Origin of the sequence: Mycobacterium sp. UM_CSW, from assembly GCF_000455205.1 — a bacterium.
In the GTDB taxonomy this organism is placed as follows: domain Bacteria; phylum Actinomycetota; class Actinomycetes; order Mycobacteriales; family Mycobacteriaceae; genus Mycobacterium.
This window is the reverse complement of record NZ_AUWQ01000011.1, coordinates 24,340-42,250: the sequence shown is the minus strand read 5'-3', so window position 1 is coordinate 42,250 and position 17,911 is coordinate 24,340. Positions and strand designations below refer to the sequence as shown.

General features: G+C 66.3%; 14 protein-coding genes. 5 read left to right on the top strand and 9 right to left on the bottom strand.

The genetic code is table 11. The features are described from left to right. Positions 1-20: 20 nt before the first annotated feature. On the bottom strand, positions 21-707 hold the full coding sequence (locus tag N415_RS04435) for an MBL fold metallo-hydrolase (protein WP_068177556.1): 687 nt from the start codon (positions 705-707) through the stop codon (positions 21-23). Positions 708-826: 119 nt separating this feature from the next. Between N415_RS04435 and uvrA the strand changes: the two genes are divergently transcribed. Then, positions 827-3,739, top strand: a complete 2,913-nt coding sequence (gene uvrA / locus N415_RS04430; RefSeq protein WP_068128833.1) for an excinuclease ABC subunit UvrA — start codon at positions 827-829, stop codon at positions 3,737-3,739. A 61-nt stretch (positions 3,740-3,800) separates the two neighbouring features. On the opposite strand, the gene N415_RS04425 is transcribed toward uvrA, so the two are convergent. From N415_RS04425 to N415_RS04415, 3 genes are read right to left on the bottom strand one after another with little or no spacing between them, the layout of a single operon-like run. Continuing rightward, positions 3,801-4,991 (bottom strand): winged helix DNA-binding domain-containing protein, encoded by a 1,191-nt coding sequence (locus N415_RS04425; RefSeq protein WP_068177554.1) that lies wholly within the window; start codon positions 4,989-4,991, stop codon positions 3,801-3,803. 1 nt (position 4,992) lies between these two features. Beyond that, positions 4,993-5,232, bottom strand: a complete 240-nt coding sequence (locus N415_RS04420; RefSeq protein ID WP_068177553.1) for a hypothetical protein — start codon at positions 5,230-5,232, stop codon at positions 4,993-4,995. Between the two features lie 9 nt (positions 5,233-5,241). After that, positions 5,242-5,670: a DUF6653 family protein gene (locus tag N415_RS04415; RefSeq protein ID WP_239645447.1), complete on the bottom strand. Its 429-nt coding sequence runs from the start codon at positions 5,668-5,670 to the stop codon at positions 5,242-5,244. Between the two features lie 613 nt (positions 5,671-6,283). Here N415_RS04415 and N415_RS04410 point away from each other — a divergent pair. Further along, positions 6,284-7,000, top strand: a complete 717-nt coding sequence (locus N415_RS04410; protein WP_068177552.1) for a hypothetical protein — start codon at positions 6,284-6,286, stop codon at positions 6,998-7,000. 221 nt (positions 7,001-7,221) lie between these two features. After that, positions 7,222-7,821 (top strand): class I SAM-dependent methyltransferase, encoded by a 600-nt coding sequence (locus N415_RS04405; RefSeq protein WP_068177548.1) that lies wholly within the window; start codon positions 7,222-7,224, stop codon positions 7,819-7,821. Positions 7,822-7,828: 7 nt separating this feature from the next. Here the strand turns inward: N415_RS04405 and N415_RS04400 are convergent, their stop codons facing one another. Then, complete coding sequence (locus N415_RS04400; RefSeq protein ID WP_068177546.1) at positions 7,829-9,736, bottom strand: bifunctional diguanylate cyclase/phosphodiesterase; 1,908 nt, start codon at positions 9,734-9,736, stop codon at positions 7,829-7,831. Positions 9,737-10,250: 514 nt separating this feature from the next. Next, positions 10,251-11,621: a cytochrome P450 gene (locus N415_RS04395; protein ID WP_068177544.1), complete on the bottom strand. Its 1,371-nt coding sequence runs from the start codon at positions 11,619-11,621 to the stop codon at positions 10,251-10,253. A gap of 250 nt (positions 11,622-11,871) precedes the next feature. Here N415_RS04395 and N415_RS04390 point away from each other — a divergent pair, with 250 nt between their 5' ends. Further along, positions 11,872-12,699: a class I SAM-dependent methyltransferase gene (locus N415_RS04390; RefSeq protein WP_239645446.1), complete on the top strand. Its 828-nt coding sequence runs from the start codon at positions 11,872-11,874 to the stop codon at positions 12,697-12,699. Between the two features lie 5 nt (positions 12,700-12,704). Here the strand turns inward: N415_RS04390 and N415_RS04385 are convergent, their stop codons facing one another. Together N415_RS04385 and N415_RS04380 are read right to left on the bottom strand one after the other, a co-directional pair. Beyond that, entirely contained in the window at positions 12,705-14,834 is a 2,130-nt protein-coding gene (locus tag N415_RS04385) for an Rv1355c family protein (protein ID WP_068177542.1), read from the bottom strand. Between the two features lie 61 nt (positions 14,835-14,895). Further along, positions 14,896-15,561, bottom strand: coding sequence for a TetR/AcrR family transcriptional regulator (locus tag N415_RS04380; RefSeq protein WP_068177541.1), 666 nt, complete (start codon positions 15,559-15,561; stop codon positions 14,896-14,898). 129 nt (positions 15,562-15,690) lie between these two features. Here N415_RS04380 and N415_RS04375 point away from each other — a divergent pair, with 129 nt between their 5' ends. After that, the gene (locus N415_RS04375; protein WP_068177540.1) at positions 15,691-16,395 is read left to right on the top strand and encodes a dienelactone hydrolase family protein; all 705 of its coding nucleotides are present in this window, start codon (positions 15,691-15,693) and stop codon (positions 16,393-16,395) included. On the opposite strand, the gene N415_RS04370 is transcribed toward N415_RS04375, so the two are convergent. Beyond that, complete coding sequence (locus tag N415_RS04370) at positions 16,376-17,848, bottom strand: alpha/beta hydrolase-fold protein (RefSeq protein WP_193376402.1); 1,473 nt, start codon at positions 17,846-17,848, stop codon at positions 16,376-16,378. The genes N415_RS04375 and N415_RS04370 overlap by 20 nt on opposite strands. Between the last annotated feature and the right edge of the window lie 63 nt (positions 17,849-17,911).

Here is a 17,911-nt window from a genome sequence, read left to right as displayed (position 1 = left end):
CACACTCACCGACGAACGGCTCACCAGCCGCGCTCGCGCCATTCGGCCAGGTGCGGGCGCTCGGCGCCCAACACGGTGTCGTCCCCGTGGCCGGGGTAGATGACGGTGGAGTCGTCGTAAACGTCGAACACCCTCGTCGTGACGTCGTCGAGCAGCTGGGCGAAATCTCCGGGCTGCCAGGTCTTGCCGACACCGCCGGGGAACAGGCAGTCGCCGGTGAACAATTGCGTCACCCCGCCGGTCGCGGGCCCATCGAGGGCCAGCGCGACCGAGCCCGGAGTGTGCCCGCGCAGGTGGATGACGTCGAAACTGAGCTCGCCGATCCGGACGGTGTCGCCGCCGGCCAGCAAACGGTCGGGCTTGACCGGTAGCGGCTCGGCGTCGATCTCGTTCGCGGCGGTCGGGGCGCCGGTGGCCTTCGCGACGGCCTCGAGCGCCTGCCAGTGATCGAAGTGCTGGTGGCTGGTCACGATCAGCGACAACTTCGGCGCGTACCGGCGGATCAGGTCGATCAGCACGTCGGCGTCGTTGGCCGCGTCGATCAGCAGGGTTTCCCCGGTCGCGGAACACGTGACTAGATACGCGTTGTTGTCCATTGGGCCGACCGACGCCTTTAGAATCGTGGCGCCGGGTAGGGTCCGGCGGGCCGCGGTACCAGGGTCGACGTGTCCGGTGTAGTTGTCGCTTGGCTCAACCGAGACGGTCATAGCGGCCACGTTACTGGTCATCGATCGCTTGTCGGTATGGGCACATAGCATGGAATGCGCCGTGCGCATCAACGGCTACAGCATCAGACATTCGTTGATAGTTCCTGAAAGAAGGCAGCGTGGCTGACCGCCTGATCGTCAAAGGCGCCCGCGAGCACAACCTGCGCGGCGTCGACCTCGACCTGCCGCGCGACTCGTTGATCGTGTTCACCGGGCTGTCCGGATCGGGCAAGTCGTCGCTGGCGTTCGACACCATCTTCGCCGAGGGCCAGCGCCGCTACGTGGAGTCGCTGTCGGCGTACGCCCGCCAGTTTCTGGGCCAGATGGACAAGCCGGACGTCGACTTCATCGAGGGCCTGTCCCCGGCGGTGTCGATCGACCAGAAGTCCACCAACCGCAACCCGCGGTCGACCGTCGGAACCATCACCGAGGTCTACGACTACCTGCGGCTGCTCTACGCCCGCGCGGGCACACCGCACTGCCCGGTTTGCGGCGAGCGCATCGCCCGGCAGACGCCCCAGCAAATCGTCGACCAGGTGCTGGTGATGCCGGAGGGCACCCGGTTCCAGGTGCTCGCGCCCGTGGTGCGCACCCGCAAGGGCGAGTTCGCCGACCTGTTCGAGAAGCTCAACGCGCAGGGCTACAGCCGGGTGCGGGTCGACGGCGTGGTGCATTCGCTGACGGATCCACCGAAGCTGAAGAAGCAGGAGAAGCACGACATCGAGGTGGTGGTCGACCGGCTGACCGTCAAGGCCAGCGCCAAGCAGCGGCTCACCGACTCGGTGGAGACCGCGCTGAACCTGGCCGACGGCATCGTGGTGCTCGAGTTCGTCGACCACGAGCACGACGCGCACAACCGCGAACAGCGGTTCTCCGAGAAGCTGGCCTGCCCCAACGGGCACGCGCTGGCGGTCGACGACCTGGAACCGCGGTCGTTCTCGTTCAACTCGCCCTACGGCGCCTGCCCCGAATGCACCGGCCTGGGCATCCGCAAGGAGGTCGACCCCGACCTGGTGGTGCCCGACCCCGAACGGACGCTGGCCGAGGGTGCGGTGGCGCCCTGGTCGACGGGCCACACCGCGGAGTACTTCACCCGGATGATGGCCGGGCTCGGCGAGGAGCTGGGATTCGACGTCGACACGCCATGGCGCAGGCTTCCGGCCAAGGCCCGCAAGGCGATCCTCGAGGGGTCCGACCACCAGGTGCACGTGCGGTACCGCAACCGGTACGGGCGCACCCGCTCCTACTACGCCGACTTCGAGGGCGTGCTGGCGTTCCTGCAGCGCAAGATGGCGCAGACGGAATCCGAGCAGATGAAGGAGCGCTACGAGGGCTTCATGCGCGACGTGCCCTGCCCGGTGTGCGAGGGCACCCGGCTCAAGCCGGAGATCCTGGCCGTCACGCTCGCTGGGGATTTCAAGGGCCGGCCGGCTAAGAAGTCCATCGCCGAAGTGTCCGAGCTGTCGATCTCGGATTGCTCGGACTTCCTGAACGCGCTCACCCTCGGGGCGCGCGAACAGGCGATCGCCGGGCAGGTGCTCAAGGAGATCCAGTCGCGGCTGGGGTTTTTGCTCGACGTCGGGCTGGACTATCTGTCGCTGTCGCGCGCCGCGGCTACGCTGTCCGGCGGTGAGGCGCAACGCATCCGGCTGGCGACCCAGATCGGGTCCGGTCTGGTCGGCGTGCTGTACGTGCTCGACGAGCCGTCCATCGGCCTGCACCAGCGCGACAACCGCCGGCTCATCGAAACCCTCACCCGCCTAAGGGATTTGGGCAACACGCTGATCGTCGTCGAACACGACGAGGACACCATCGCGCACGCCGACTGGATCGTCGACATCGGCCCGAGGGCCGGCGAGCACGGCGGCCAGATCGTGCACAGCGGAACCTATGCCGAGCTGCTGGCGAACAAGGACTCGATCACCGGCGCCTACCTGTCCGGCAAGGAGCGGATCGAGATCCCCGCCATCCGGCGGCCCGTCAACCACAAGCGCAAGCTCACCGTCGTCGGCGCGCGGGAGCACAACCTGCGCGGCATCGACGTGTCCTTCCCGCTCGGCGTGTTGACCGCGGTGACGGGGGTGTCGGGCTCGGGCAAATCGACACTGGTGAACGACATCCTGGCCGCGGTGCTGGCCAACCGGCTCAACGGCGCCCGGCAAGTCCCCGGCCGTCATACCCGGGTGACCGGGCTGGACCACCTGGACAAGCTGGTGCGCGTCGACCAGTCGCCGATCGGCCGCACGCCGCGGTCCAACCCGGCGACCTACACCGGGGTGTTCGACAAGATCCGCACCCTGTTCGCGGCCACCACCGAGGCGAAGGTCCGCGGCTATCAGCCCGGCCGATTCTCGTTCAACGTCAAGGGCGGTCGCTGCGAGGCGTGCACCGGCGACGGCACCATCAAGATCGAGATGAACTTCCTGCCCGACGTGTACGTGCCGTGCGAGGTCTGCCACGGCGCCCGGTACAACCGGGAAACGCTGGAAGTGCACTACAAGGGCAAGACGATCTCCGAGGTGCTCGACATGTCGATCGAGGAGGCGGCGGAGTTCTTCGAGCCGATCAGCGGCATCCACCGGTATCTGCGCACGCTCGTCGACGTCGGGCTGGGCTACGTCCGGCTCGGCCAGCCCGCGCCGACGCTGTCCGGCGGTGAGGCGCAGCGGGTCAAGCTGGCCGCGGAATTGCAGAAGCGGTCGACCGGTCGGACCATCTACATCCTCGACGAGCCCACCACCGGGCTGCATTTCGACGACATCCGCAAACTGTTGAGCGTCATCAACGGCCTTGTGGACAAGGGCAATACGGTCATCGTCATCGAACACAACCTGGACGTCATCAAGACGTCCGACTGGATCGTCGACATGGGACCCGAAGGTGGCGCCGAGGGCGGAACCGTTGTCGCCGAAGGGACCCCGGAGGACATCGCCGCGGTGCCGGAAAGCTACACGGGCAAGTTCCTGGCCGACGTCGTGGGCAGCCCCGCGCCCGCGCGGCGGTCAAACGGGCGCCGCAAGGTCACCGCCTGAGCCGGCTTCGCCCGCGACACTTAAACGTCGCACACGACGCGCCGAAAAACGCCGCAGCCATTTAAGTTTCGCGGAGAGCGGCGGCACCGGCTTTCGACAGCGGCGACGGGAAACGCGGGCTGATCCGCACGCCGTCCAGCCACGAGGTCAGTTCGTCGGCGCGGCGCTGCAGGGCACGCCGCCCGTCGCGGCCGGGGTCCTCGAGGAGCTGCAGCCGGACGCGGGCGCCATCGTCCTGGTACCAGCCGCCCACCACGCGCCCGTTCCACCACGCCGTCGGGCCGGCGTTGCCGTTGGTGTCGAAAACTTGGGCGCGGTGCTCGCCGAGGTACCAATCGCGCTGAAACCAGCCCATTGTCGTGACGTCCAGGCCCGGCAGCAGCGCGCACCACGGCGGCGCGTCGGCTTCGGGGTCGAGGTCGTCGGGCAGGGCCCAGCCGGCGCCGCTGTCGTGCAGCTCGACCTCCACCGCGCCGACGTCGGCCAGGGCCTGGCGCGCCGCCGTCAGCGTGGTGCCGAACCACCACTTGACGTCGGTGACGGTTGCCGGCCCGAAGGTTGCCAGCCAGCGCCGCGTCAACTCCGCCCGGGTCTCGCGGTCCGGGGGCGGCTCGCCCAGCTCGCCCAGCCAGTGCGCTGTGGTGGCCCAACGCGGCCGCGACGTGGTCCAGGCGCCGTCGTTTGGCCCGCGCACGATCTCGCCCCGCGCCGACAGCACGGTCAGCACCCGGGGGCCGAGCGGAACCTCGCCGCCCCAACGCTTCCCGGGGGCCGGGTTGTACGTCCCGGCCAGCTCCGGGAGCGCCGCCCGCAATTCGGTGCTGCTGGCGGGCCCGTTGGCGGCGAGGTGGCGCACCACCGCGGCGCCGGCCAGGTCGAGCCAGCGGTCGCCGTCGGCGGCCACACCGGCCTTGCGCACGTCGGCGGCCAGCCGCCGACGCTCGTTGTCGGCGACCCGGTCGCTGGCGGCCGACTGAATCGTCGTCAGGTCCTCGCTGCGCACCAGCCACAGCGTGCGGCGCATCGCCAAATGCCTGACCGCAGAGCGCTTCCGGTACAGCTGCTCCTCGAGATCGACGGTCGCGAAGCCCGGCAACCGCGCCCACAGCGACAGGTAGGGGGTGGCGGGATCGCTCGCGTGCAGGCCGAGCAGCCCGGCGATCACCCGGGTGATCGGCAATGTGTCGCCCGTCGCCAGAAAATGCCTGCGCGCCAAGCGGTTACGTCGCTCACTGATCGTGAACGCACGCACCTCAATGCTCGTCGGGGCGCATCGACTCCCGGATCTGCGCCAGCCGCTCGGCGGCGGCGCGCTGGCGCTCTTCGTATTGCTCCTCTACCGAGCGGCCCTCGGCCGTGTCCGCGTCGAGTTCCGCCGCGCCCTCTGCCGTCGCGTACCGGTTCTCGATTTTCTCGCGGACGGCTTCGAAAGTCGGTACACCGGCGCTGTCGTACCCGGGGTCGGGTTCGGGGATGGTCGTTTCGTCGGGCATGCCGCCACGCTACTGCGCCTCGCGGCCCAGATAGCGCACCATCTGCTGCCAATACACCAGCGTCAGGGCCATCTGCACCGCGGTGGCGATCACGGCCGGTCCCAGTCGATGGCGGCGGGCGGCGGCGACGGCACTCACCGCGGACGCGGACGTCAGGGCGCTGACGAGCATCGCCGCGTCCCGGGGCCGACGGCTGATCCACAGTTCCTCGCCCAGCATCGCACGCGTCGACCAGGCCCGTTCGTGCGCCGGCTTGCCGAAGACGACCGGGTTGACGGCGAACCACACCGCGACCCACGCCGCGTGTCTCCATCGCCGAGTCCAGACGGGCACGAGCGTCAGCGGCGTGGTCGCCCAGCGAGTCCAGGCGCTCCACGGGTTGCAGTGGCGCGCGAATATGGCTCGCCGGAGGCGCGCCAGGGTTAGCTTGCTGGTCACGACGTCGAGTCTGCCCCCATGGCCGGGGTCCGCGAAGAGCCACCTGACGCGGCCTGACTAAAAGCGATCAGTTGCCAAACATCATCCCGCAAAATCGCTTTGCCTGTGGAATTTTGCTTCTTCGTCGCCGTCATGCCTGTGCGCGTGAAATCGCCGGAAACGCAAGAAAGTTGTCGGAAAACGCGCTCCATTACCTCGGGCCGCGCTAGCAAACCTGCGCCGCTCCGGCGGCCGCGGCACAGGAAATCCACAGGTAGAGCCGCCAGGGCGGTCCGGTTGAATCATCTGAGTGGGAACGGCCCTGGCTGCGGTAAGTGAAGGTCATGACAGCCTGCGGACCGACCCGGGTCGGCGGCCAATGCCGGGGCCGACCCGGACGGGGCCGGCGGAGTGACTACCGCTTCCACTAACAGGGGGCCATACTGCATCAGCGACCGCAAACTTTCGGCTCGTTGCCGATTACTCATCGGTAACGCTAACGGTTTGGCCACAACAAACGATCTCAACAGAATAAATACTGTCGGTTATTTATCGTGCACACATTTTGAGAAATAATTCAAAGCGCGCCGACGAAATAGTCGGGCCGTCATGGTTAACAAGCGAAGGGATACCAATGGAAGCGGCTCAGCTCACTGGTCAGGCGATTCACGGCCCGTGGTTGGAAGGCGGGACAGGCTGGCGCGATCTGGCGACAGGATGCTGGGTCTCCGCGGCCACGCCACAGGCGGAGCCCGACCTATGGGAGCAATACCTGGACGGCGCGGTCCGCAGCTACCGTCGTCACGGCTTGGAGTGGGTGCTCGATCTCGACGCGATTCGGGATGGCGCCGACACGACGCTGTTCTTCGCCGTGGTCGACCCAAACGGCCGGGTGGTCGGCGGTCACCGCCTCGTGGGTCCCCTGCGCGCACCCGAGCAGTCCCACGCGCTCGACGAGTGGGCCGGCAATCCGGGACGTGCCGTGCTGAGCCATATGATCGCCAACCGCATCCCCTTCGGCGTTGTCGAAGTCAAAAGCGCTTGGACCAATTCCCAGGATTACAGCAGCCGGGTGCTGTCCCGGGTGCTGGCGCGTAACGCACTGCCGGTGATGACGATGCTGGATGTCCAGTTCATCATGGCCACCGCAGCGGCTCACGTGTTGGAGCAGTGGGCATCCTCCGGCGGCGTCGTGGCCTCTGGCATACCGGCGGCCGCCTATCCCACCGAGGACTACCGCACCAAAGTGATGTGGTGGGACCGCCGAACCATCGCGACGCACGCCGAACCCGAACAATTCAAGCTGATGTGCGCCCACAACGCCGAAATTCTCGGTCGCATTTCGGCTTAGGAGAGATCGGGCCGCAGCCTGAACGTCCTCGTCGACGGTGATCTCATTGGCGGCAACGTTGGGACTACGGCGACGGCGCGGCGCATCTATTTTCGTTGGTGCTACACAGAATTCGACGAACCGTTGCCGGTAATGACCTCGAGATCGTCGAAAGGGCGGTCAGGCGTGGCGATTACCGGGCCGGAGAGCGGCTGCTCGCCGCGAATGCGATCATTGCGTGTATGGCCTCGCGACACACTCGCTTTCGGATTTTCTACCGCATCGGCTTCACACCCTGGGAGGGCCATCCGATCGGGCAGGGTCTACGAGACCTGGTCGAAGGAACGTCGGGCGAAGCCGGACTGTCCACGGGATCGGCCCTCGATGTCGGATGCGGTACCGGAGACTGCGCGATTTACCTCGCCCAGCACGGTTGGCAGGTAACTGCGGTCGACTATGTGGCCAAGCCGCTCGACAAGGCCCGCGCCAAAGCTCGCGCCGCCGATGTTTCGGTCAACTTTGTGCGCGCCGACGTGACGCAATTGAGTCGGGCCGGAATCGGTGCGGGCTTTCAGTTGATCGTCGACAACGCCTGCATCCACAACATGAGTGGCGCCGATCGTGACGCCTACGTCCGGGAAGTCTCTGCTGTGGCGGCGCCCGACGCGTGGCTCTACATCGCCGCGTTTCCTCCCGGCCGCAGGATCGGTGTGCCAGGCATCGACCATGCCGAAATAGAGCGCCGATTTACCCCGGGCTGGACGCTGGTCTCCGCGGGCGATGAACGAGAGCTTGACCACAAGAACCCGTCGCGCTACTACCTGTTTCAGCGGCGCGCGTAAGCGCCGATCAAGAGTTCTGCTTGCCGCGGATCTCAACTACGTTCTCGGTGGCGGAGCCCTTATCCGGTGCAGTGGCCGCGCCGTCGGAGAAGTCCATCGGCACGACGCGTTTGGCGAGCAGCGCCTCCATCGCGGCGCTGTCCAGCGGGCGGGAGAGCAGAAAGCCTTGCGCCCGGTAGCAGCCCAGGCCGAGCAATGTCTTGGCCGCGGCTACGGTTTCGACGCCTTCGGCGACGGCGTTCAGTCCGAAGGCATCGGCCAGGGCCATTGTGGAGCGCACGATCGCCAGGTCGCCGGCGTTGGTGTCGAGATTACGGACAAACCCCTTGTCGATCTTGAGCGTGTCGACGGGCAGCGATTTCAGATACGTCAGCACGCTGTAGCCGGTGCCGAAGTCATCGATGGCGATCTGTACCCCGATCTCCTTCAATCTGAAGAGCGTCTTGCGTGTGGCATCGATGTCTTGGACCACCACGCTTTCGGTGATCTCCAGGCATACCGTCTGCGGGTCGAGGCCGAACTCGTTGAGTGTGGTCGCGACCGTGTCGACGATGCCATCGGTGACGAGCTGCACGGGCGATACGTTGATGCGCAACACCGCACCGCGCCCGACGTCGCGTGACTGCCAAAGCCCGAACTGCGCACACGCCGCACGCATTACGAGACGGCCGAGTTTGGCGCCCAGGTTGATCGATTCGACCACCTGGATGAACGAATCGGGCATCAACAGTCCGAGAGTGGGGTGTTGCCAACGGATTAGCGCCTCGGTGCCGAGGATCTCACCGGTTCGCATGTCGAACTCCGGAAGGTAATGGAGCACCATGGCGCCAGTACGGCTGTCGACCATCCCTTCCAGGTGCAGTTCGATGTCGTTGCGGATCATGTTCGTTCTCAACATTTCCGGGCTGAAAGTGACGACCCTGTCGCCGCCGGAACTTTTCGCCGACCGGAGGGCCTGGTCGACCCGGCGCAGCACGTCCGAGGTGCTGTCCTGCCCGGGTAGAGCCGACGTGACGCCAATGCTGACCGTACGGGTGAGCAGCTCATCGTCGATCACGACCTGCTTGTGGACGAGGTCGTGCAGCGATTGGGCAAACACTTCGGCGGCCTCGATGTCCATTGGTGTCGTGGGTACGACGACGAACTCGTCACCGCCGAAACGGGCGATGGCCGCCGGAATGTCCGTGGCCTCGCGCACCAGTTGGGCGAAGGCCTCGATGAACCGGTCGCCGGCGTTTTGACCCAGGTGGTCGTTGATGACCTTGAAGCGGTCCAAGGCGATGAACACCACCGAGACCGGACCGGGCTGCCCCGCGGCCAGCCGCTGGTCCAGGTACTCGATCAGCGCCCTGCGGTTGAGCAGGCCGGTGAGGTCATCGTGTTCGGCGAGATAGTGGAGTCGTTCTTCTGCGACGGTGCGGCCCTGCAGCTGGGCGAACAGCGCGGCGATGGCTTGCAGGGCGTTGAGTTCTTCCGGTAGCCATTCGCGGTCTCCGAGCTTGCCGAAGGCTAGCGTGCCGGTGGTGACGTCGCCGGATAGCAGCGGAACGGCGGCGAGGGAGACGGTAGGAGCACCGGTGCCCTCTTCAATGTTGTGTTGATAGTCGGCGTTGTCCGGCCGGGGCCGCATCACGTCTGGCGCCTTGAGGTGTTCGGCCCGAGCGAAGATCGAGTCGGCGTCGGCGAAATGCACTATGCCAATCGGGTCCGGGTCGGCATTGCGGGGCGGGAATTCGGCGATGAGGATCGTGGCGCGGATGGTGTGGTCGTTGTGTCGCAGGAAGCTGAAATCGACGCCCAAGTCGCGAACCAGGTTGCCGAGCACTCGTTCGCTGACTGCGGCCGAGTCAGCCGCGGTGGCCGCCATCAACTCGGCGGCGGCCGCAGTGACCAAGTAGTCCAAGGTGCCCGACATTTGCCCTTACCGTAGCTGTTACTAGTGCGCGGAGGCAGTTTTTGTTTGCCGCGTCACGCGTCTGTGTGGAATCACACTGGCAGATCCATGCGCGCCCCGACCCGGTTTACCGCAGGCAGCCGGGCCAGATCGCCCCGATGGGACGGTCGCCGCACCCCGGTCGCCTGATTCCACGCTGCTGCTCGGTGACAGCCATTACAGCCGGCGCGGACTGTTCAACATATGTGTATTACCGACCGAGCGCTCTGCTACGGCTGTTGTGCCAGGTGGACCGTGACATTTGGGCGGCGCCCACTGTCTCGCGCCGACGGGCTTGATTTCCGGCGGCGCAGCTCGGAGATCGTGTCAGGTCCAGGGCAGCGCCGCAGCCGTGCATGTGTGCCACCGTCGCGGCTGCGGAGTGCTCGGGCCAGAATCGTTGCTGCACAGGCGATAGCGTTTTTGTCGGTGATCAGGTGTGGCCGCGCCCTATCGTTGTTCCCAAGCCGTCGATACGCCTTGGCGCCGGATACCGCTAGCGACGCGGTCGAACACGGGCAGGAATCGGACCACCGGCAATCATCGTGAAGTGCAATGCAAGCGGAAATTCGTCGTCGAGAGAGCGGATTTCGAACCCGCGGATGAGCGTCGCCAAGGCGAGGGTCACTTCGAGCATGGCGAAATGGTCGCCAATGCACGAGCGCGGTCCGCCGCCAAATGGCACATATTGCCAACGGTTGAGCGCCTTGAAGTTCTCAGGGCTGAACCGGTCGGGATCGAATCGGAGCGGGTCCTCCCAGAGTTGCGGGTCGCGCTGTACGGCCATCCTCCCGACAACGAGCATGGTGCCCTTCGGCACGCGGTAACCGCCGACCTCCACGTCCCGGCACGCCATACGTGTACCAGTGGGCGCCGGGGGGCACAGGCGAAGCGATTCCCGGATGACCTGGACCGTATAGCCCAGCCGCGGCATGTCGTCGGACGTCAGCGGCCGATCCGGCAGTGCCGCGACTTCTGCCGCGACGCGGTCCTGACAGTCGGGGTGGTGTCCCAGCGCCCACAATGCATACGTCAACGCCGTGGTTGTGGTGTCGTGGCCGGCGAAGAGAAACATGACCAGTTCGTCGCAAATCTCTTCATCAGTCAATCGTTTTCCGGTCTCTGGATCCTCGGCGGCGATGAGAGCGTGGACCAGTGGTGCGACTCGCGTCGGATCGGCGCGACAGTCGCGCAAAATCTCCTGCGTCAGGGCATGAAGTTTCGCGCTTGCCGCTCGCGCGCGCTGACGCGCGGGAGTGGGCAACCAGCGCGGGGCGCGTAGCGGGCTCGTCGCGCGCCTGACCGCGTAGGCCAACGCCACCCGCAGCGGCTCAACAACCTCGTCGGCGCGTTGTTCCAGGTCGAGCCCGAGCACCGACCGGCCAAGCGCGCGCAGCGTGATCGTGCGGCACTCGGCGTCCAAATCGATCACGGCATCCTCGCGCCACCCCTGGCTCACGGACTGTGCTGCCTGCTCCATGTGGCCGCCGAACTCGTTCACACGCTGCTTGGTGAACACCGGCTGCAGGGTGCGCCGACGTGACTTCCACGGCTCGAAGGGAAGATCAGTAAGGCTGGCCCCGATGATGTGGCGCACCTGCTCGAAGACCGGGGTCGTCTTGTCGACGGAATCATCTTTGGTGCTGAGGATGTCGCGAATAGCCTCCGGAGATGTTGCCAACACAATCGGCGGCATCAGCCATCGCGGACCTAACCTGAAAAAGGACACTCGCCCGCCGGCATCACGCAGCCGTTCGGTACCCGTGCTGAATTCCCGCACCGCCGCAAGACGCTGCCGATAGGGCATGGGATTCACCGGCGGCAGCGGTAAAGATTTGAGTCCGTCACTCGCAAGGGTCTGAACCACGCCTACCTCCCGCGGACAACGTTTCCTATCTCGATCAAAGGACCGCGCAGGCAAAGCTTACCGATCCCGGGTGACCGGGCAAGTCCTTAACGTCTTTTCCGAAGATCGAAAGACCACGTGCGGCCAGTGGAGAACATGTGTCGAGTTCATAATCATGTATGACAGTGCGGCTCGAAATCGATGACGCGGACTCCATGAGAGGTTGAGGGTGAAGAGAATTCGGCCGATGTGGCGGGTACCCGGCGTCGTTTTGCGCGAGCGCTTCCATCCCGCGGGGCGCGAGCGCATTCCCGAGCCAATGGTGGTGGACGATCCGGAATCCGTCGCCCAGTTCCACACCGGCGGCGCGTCCAACCCAGGGATAGTCGCGATATACGACTTCTGCGCCCGTGCGCTCGATGCGCTCCTTCCACCAGGCGGCGCGCTGTTGGATCTCGGCGTCGGCTCGGGCCGTGCGCTCAGCGCCGTCCTGCGCCGACGGCCCGATGTCCGGGCGACCGCCGTCGATCTGGCCCCCAACATGCTGTCCACGGCGCGCGAGCTGTTCGACGCTGAAGGTCTAGGCGAACGTGTCGAACTGCTGCGCGAGGACATCACCGCGCTGCCAGGACGGATTTCAACGGCTCCGTGGGACGCGATCTCCTGCATGTGGACGCTGCATCAGCTGCCGGATTTCGTCTCTTTGCGCGGTGCACTCGGACAGATCGCTGCTATCCAAAGCGACAGCGGGGCCGCGGTATGGATCTCCGATTTCCAGCGCCTACGGGACCCGACAGCCGCCCCCAACATGCTCGCGATCGCAGACCCCGACTCGCCGGCTGTCTTGCGAAAAGACGCAATCGCAAGCGAGGCGGCGGCGTTCACCATCGCCGAGCTCTCGAAAGAGCTTGCCGCGGCTGGACTGCAAGGAATGCACTGCGGTCATTCGACACCGTTGCCCTATCTGCAGGCGTACTGGATGTTCGGTGCGCGCGGCAAACCGAACGCTCTGACCGGCACGCATGATGCCCGGTTACGCGGGGCGGCCCGCCGCGAGTCGGCCTTGTTGCGCTGGGGATTCACCGCAAAGCCGTTCTGAGTCGGCTACCGCCGGGAACGGAGTCGGCTCAGACTGCGGCGACTCGGTCGCGACGCAGGTGGTGCGGTGGTCAACCGCAAGACCAGCACGATCGATTCCTCGGGACCGGTCGCGGTAAGGCGGACGAAATCGCTTTGCAATTGCTGCAATTCGCTGGCAAAGTCGGCGGATAACTCGTGGAGATCGTCAGCGTTTCGAGCGTGCAAGAAGACCGGCGACAACGGCCGGACGGCGAGGCCCTCGCGCTGCGCGAGGATCCATACCGCCTCGACGGCTGATCCACCGCGGGCGTAGTCGGTAAGACGCTCCCCGGTCACGGTGATCACCGCCAGTGCCGAGCTGTCGAGGACTTGGTCGCGCATGCCGTCGCCCAGCGCGCTGCCGGCGTTCCAGTCCGCAAGGCAAGCCATCACGTCGGGACGCCGGACGACATCAAATAGTGCCAAGTCGCTGTCGTCGAGTTCGAGGCTGAGCACCTCGATACCGACGTCGGGATCAGGGTCACCGGGCCAGCGCAGTTCCGAAAACATCTCTTTGTGCAGCTGCGGTGTCAAGTACCGGATTCGGTCGGCTGCACCGAAAACCGTTGCGGCCCGCGAAAGGTCGTCCCGCTCGGTGAGCAGGTGCAGACGCGCGCCCTCCCGCTCTGCCGCGGTCGAGAGCAACTTGATCGTCTGGTCGTCGAGTGGTTGACGCGTTCCGCGATGGCGATTGGTCTCGCGTGCGAGCATCGGTTCGTAAAGGTCGGCGAGGGCGGGGTCGTTACCGTTTCCGAAGTCGATCCCGGCCTGTAGGGGAGAGCCGGCTACGTCTTCGGAGACGCTCACCGGCCCGAGCACCCCGCGGGCGGCGGCGGCGATCCTGACGTTGTAAAGGGCTGCGCCCAATGCGACAGCGCTGCCGCGGAACCCCACGTCCATGGTTGAAGTATGTTCCGGCGCAACGCTTATGGTTAGTTTGGTCGGGTTTGCGTCGATACGCCATGGCTGGCTGTTTCCGCCCGAGGGGGCGCGCAGCGCGGCAGCGACAATAGGATCGCTGACCATCGAAGGGGCTGCGTCGCTGCCATGTCCGTCGTCGGGCTCGGGGCGACGGTGGGCCGGCTCGACTTCGTCGAGTTGATCGAGTTCCCAGCCCATGTCGATGCGGCATCGACCCGATCTCAGTTCTTCGCCCAGCCCGATTCTGCGTACGGCTTCGGCTAGGGCCGAAGCGCCGACGATGACGTCGGATGCCAGCTGAGGCCAGGTCGAGACCGATCGGTCGATCTCGAGAAGTGATGCGGCAGTGCGGGGCGATACCCGATCGGCTTCGTCGTAACGGAGCATGTAAGGAATTTTTTCCCGGATGCTCATGCCCGGCAGCAGCTCGATGTCCAGGTCGCCCAGCAGCCCGTGCAGGATTGGACGGTCAGGGTCTTGATCGAAGCGTTCAACGTCGACCCTGCCGCGATCGCTTGTTGCCATCAGCACGGGGAGACGCCGGTCGCGCGCTGCCATGCGCAGGCCAACCTTGATGTCGAGCGAATCGCATTCCTCGACAACGAGGTCGAGTCCATCCAGGAACGCGTCGAGGTTGTTCGCGGTGAGTCCCGCGTCGAACACGTCCACCGCGAGGTAGGGATCAAGCTCGGCGATCCGGCGTGCCGCCACATGCGCCTTGTTCAACCCAAGATCGAACACGGTGGCCGGCACCCGATTCAGATTTGACAGTTCCAAATGATCGAAATCTGCCAGCCGAATCCTGCCACATAGTCCCTGTAGCGCCAGCGTGTGAGCGATGACATGGCCGACGCTCAGGCCGGCGACGCCGATGGTCAGCGAATGGAGCCGGGCCTGTTCTCGAATGGTGATGTTGTTTCTGTTGCGATCAAGTCGTAGCGTCCGAAACCCCTTCGGGCCCAGCACCGCGACGACGGTCCGCCGCCAGGGGTAGTAAGCCCACCGGCTCGGCTCGCCGAGGAGCTCCGAATCCGGTGCCGGCCGAAGGCTGCGCAGATTGGCCAGTTGCGCATCGAGCCGGTCGACAACCTCGACGAGGGGATCGGCGCGTAGCCGCTCCAACGTCAGTGCGTCGTCGGGCTCGTCGGGGTCGAGAACTTGCGCGCTGTGCGCGGTTACCTCGGGCTCGTCCATGGTGTTTCGTGTATAGCACCCGACCGGCGACACGGGTGCCTAACCGCCATCGCTTGGCCGCTCACCAAGCGATGGCGTCGCTGCCCGGGGTCTCCGCTTCCTCGGCGAATTGGCCCCGCCGTATCAGGCTGGTGACGGCGGTATCCCAGCGTCGCAGCTGCGGCTCGGTGAAGAACGGCTCGCCGAGGTAGATCTCGATGTACGGCTGCAGAATGATGGCGCCGATCCGCAGGATGAGCGGGTTGAGCACCCCCCAATCCGGATCGAGGTCGGATCGAAGGTTGCCGTGTTGCCCGAATTGGTTACCCTGCCCCGCGCTGATCGCCGCCAACCCGGTGAAGATCACCGACCCCAGTGCGCCGCCCTCGGCGAGCGCGCGCCCCAGGTAGGTCATGACGTCGGGACGTCGGACCATCAGTGCGATCAGGCGGTTGCCGGCTTCCTCGAGCGCGTCGGACTCCGGTTCGAGCGGCGCTGAGGGTTCCAATGCCTCACCCACCACCTGGAGCACGTACTGGTCGACGGCAGCGGTTAACGCGGCCTTGGTGTGGAAGTGGTGCTGCACCAGCCCAATCGAAACCTCCGCGGTCTCGGCGACCGCACGCAGCGGTGTGGCAGCAATGCCGCGAACGGCAAAACAGCTCAGCGCGGCGTCACGAATCCGCTCTTTGGCCGACGGTTCGGGCGCAGGCGGCGGGTCGTAGGGAAACAACCGGGGAGGCTCCACGGCCGGACAATACACCGGCACGGCGTCACGATATGGCGGTATCGGATTACCATATCTTCGTATCGTCACGGCTATGCGCGCCGCGGAAACGGTCGACGGTCGACACGGTATTTGGGGGAACACCGAGCCATGGGTGATATCACTTATTCGGTCGCCGACGGCCACCTGCCCGGCTATCTCGCCGTCCCCGAGGGCCCGGGGCCATGGCCCGGTGTGGTGGTCGTTCAGGACGTACTCGGCATGACCGCGAACTTGCGGCAGATCTCGGACCGCTTGGCCCGCAGCGGGTATCTGGCGCTGGCTCCGGTGCTCTACGGCCGCGGTCCCAAGATCAGGTGCATGCTGAGCACCATCCGCGCCCATGTGACCGGCCGCGGCCCCGCCCACGACGACCTGGTTGCCGCCCGCGATCACCTCGTCGCCGACGAGCGGTGCTCCGGCAAGGTCGGGCTCGTCGGGTTTTGCATCGGCGCGGGGTTCGTTATGCAACTGGCCCCCCACGGCGTGTTCGACGCGGCAGCGCCGAACTACGGGCTGCTGCCTGGCGACGTGGAAGCGCTGGGCGAGTCGTGCCCGGTGGTCGCGAGCTTCGGCGCGAACGACCCCATCGTGCGGCGCGGCACCGCGGCAAGGCTCGAGGCCGTATTGGCGGCGGGTGACGTACCGCGTGACGTCAAGGAATATCCCAATGTCGGCCACAGCTTCATGAACGACCACTGTGTTCCCGCGCCAATCCGCATAATTGCGGGGCTGGCCGGGATGGCTTATTCCGAACCCGAATCGGAGGACGCCTGGCGGCGGATCGTCACGTTCTTCAACGAACACCTGCGGTAGCGGAACGTTGAGCCGGAACCACTACCCGGGTGGGCGACGGCGGGGGCGGGGAAGCGGGGGGCAGGGCCGTGCGTGGGGCCTCCGGGGTGCCCAGCCGGCCGGCCAGCCACGGCAGCGCGGCGGCGAAGGCCCGGCCGGCGAACGGCCAGTCGTGCCTGCCCGGCTGGGGCACGACTGCGCAATCTATGCCGTTGGCGCGGCCGAGTGCGCACAGCGAGTAGGCGGCCGCGGTCTGGTTACCCGGGTTGGCCGCGGCGAGACGCATTGCGCCGGAGTCGGTTACGGCCACGTCCTCGCGCGGCGTCGGCGGGCCGTCCGACGAGATCGCGAACCAGCCGGCCAGGTCGCGGTAGCTGCCGTGCCGGGTGATCACGGTGGTCGGGTCGAAAGCGGCCCAGGCTTCGGCATTTCCGCCGAACAGCCGGGCGATGGTCTGAGACCTGTTGCCGGCATTCGGGAAGAAGTCACCCGCGATGTCGACGAACGCGCTGAACGTCTCGGGGTGCATCACGGCCAGATCAACGGCGCACGTCCCGCCCATCGACCAGCCGGTGATGCCCCAGTTGGACCGGTCGCCGCTCACGCCGAACTTCGAAACCATGTAAGGGACAACGTCTTTGGTCAGATGATCGGCGGCGTTGCCGCGCACGCCGTTCACGCATTCCGTGTCGTTGTTGAAGGCCCCTCCGGCGTCGACGAACACCAACACCGGCGCCTTGCCGTCATGAGCGGCCGCGAAGTCGTCGATCGTCCTGACCGCGCTGCCCGCCCGCGTCCAATCCGCGGGGGTGTTGAACTGTCCGCCGATCATCATCACCGTCGGCAGGGCCGGCGGCGGGCTGCTGGTAAACCACTCGGGCGGCAGGTACACGAGTTCCCCGCGGTGCTTGAAATGCGATGCATCCGAAGGGATCACCACCGGCACCACGCTGCCGTGCGGTGGGCGGGTCCGCTTGGCGGCCAGCGCGCTGACGGTGGCCGGGTCCGTTTGATCGGGCAGGGGACCGGAGGTGAGTTGGCTCCATGCCGCCTGCACGGTCGGAAAGTAGCCGACCCACGCGTTGAGCACCAGCGCCGCGCAGAGCAAGCACGACGGCACGGCAAGCAGCGTCACGCCGCGCCGCCACGGCGGCGCGCTGCGCCAGCCCACCACCAGCACTGCCGCGGCCACGCCGGCCAACGCGACCCACACCCACAGCGCCGACGGTGCCGGCTCGTCGGACAGGCCGCGGTCGACGACGTACCAGTGCGTCAGGTAGGCCGTGGCGCCCCCGGCGGCGCCGGCCAGCGGCAGCCACACCGCCCGCCATCGTCGCGACCGCCAGCCCACGGCCAGCGCCAGCACGAAGGCGGTGCCGATCTGGATCGTCGCGGGTATCCACCCGTGCATCAGGGAGGTGAAATTACCGGCCAGCTGCGCCGTGGCGAGGGGCGTCGGGGCGGTCACGTGCATCAGTGTGAGCCATCGTTAACACTCCCGGAACATTTTGACCGGATGGTCCCGGTGTGTCCGCTG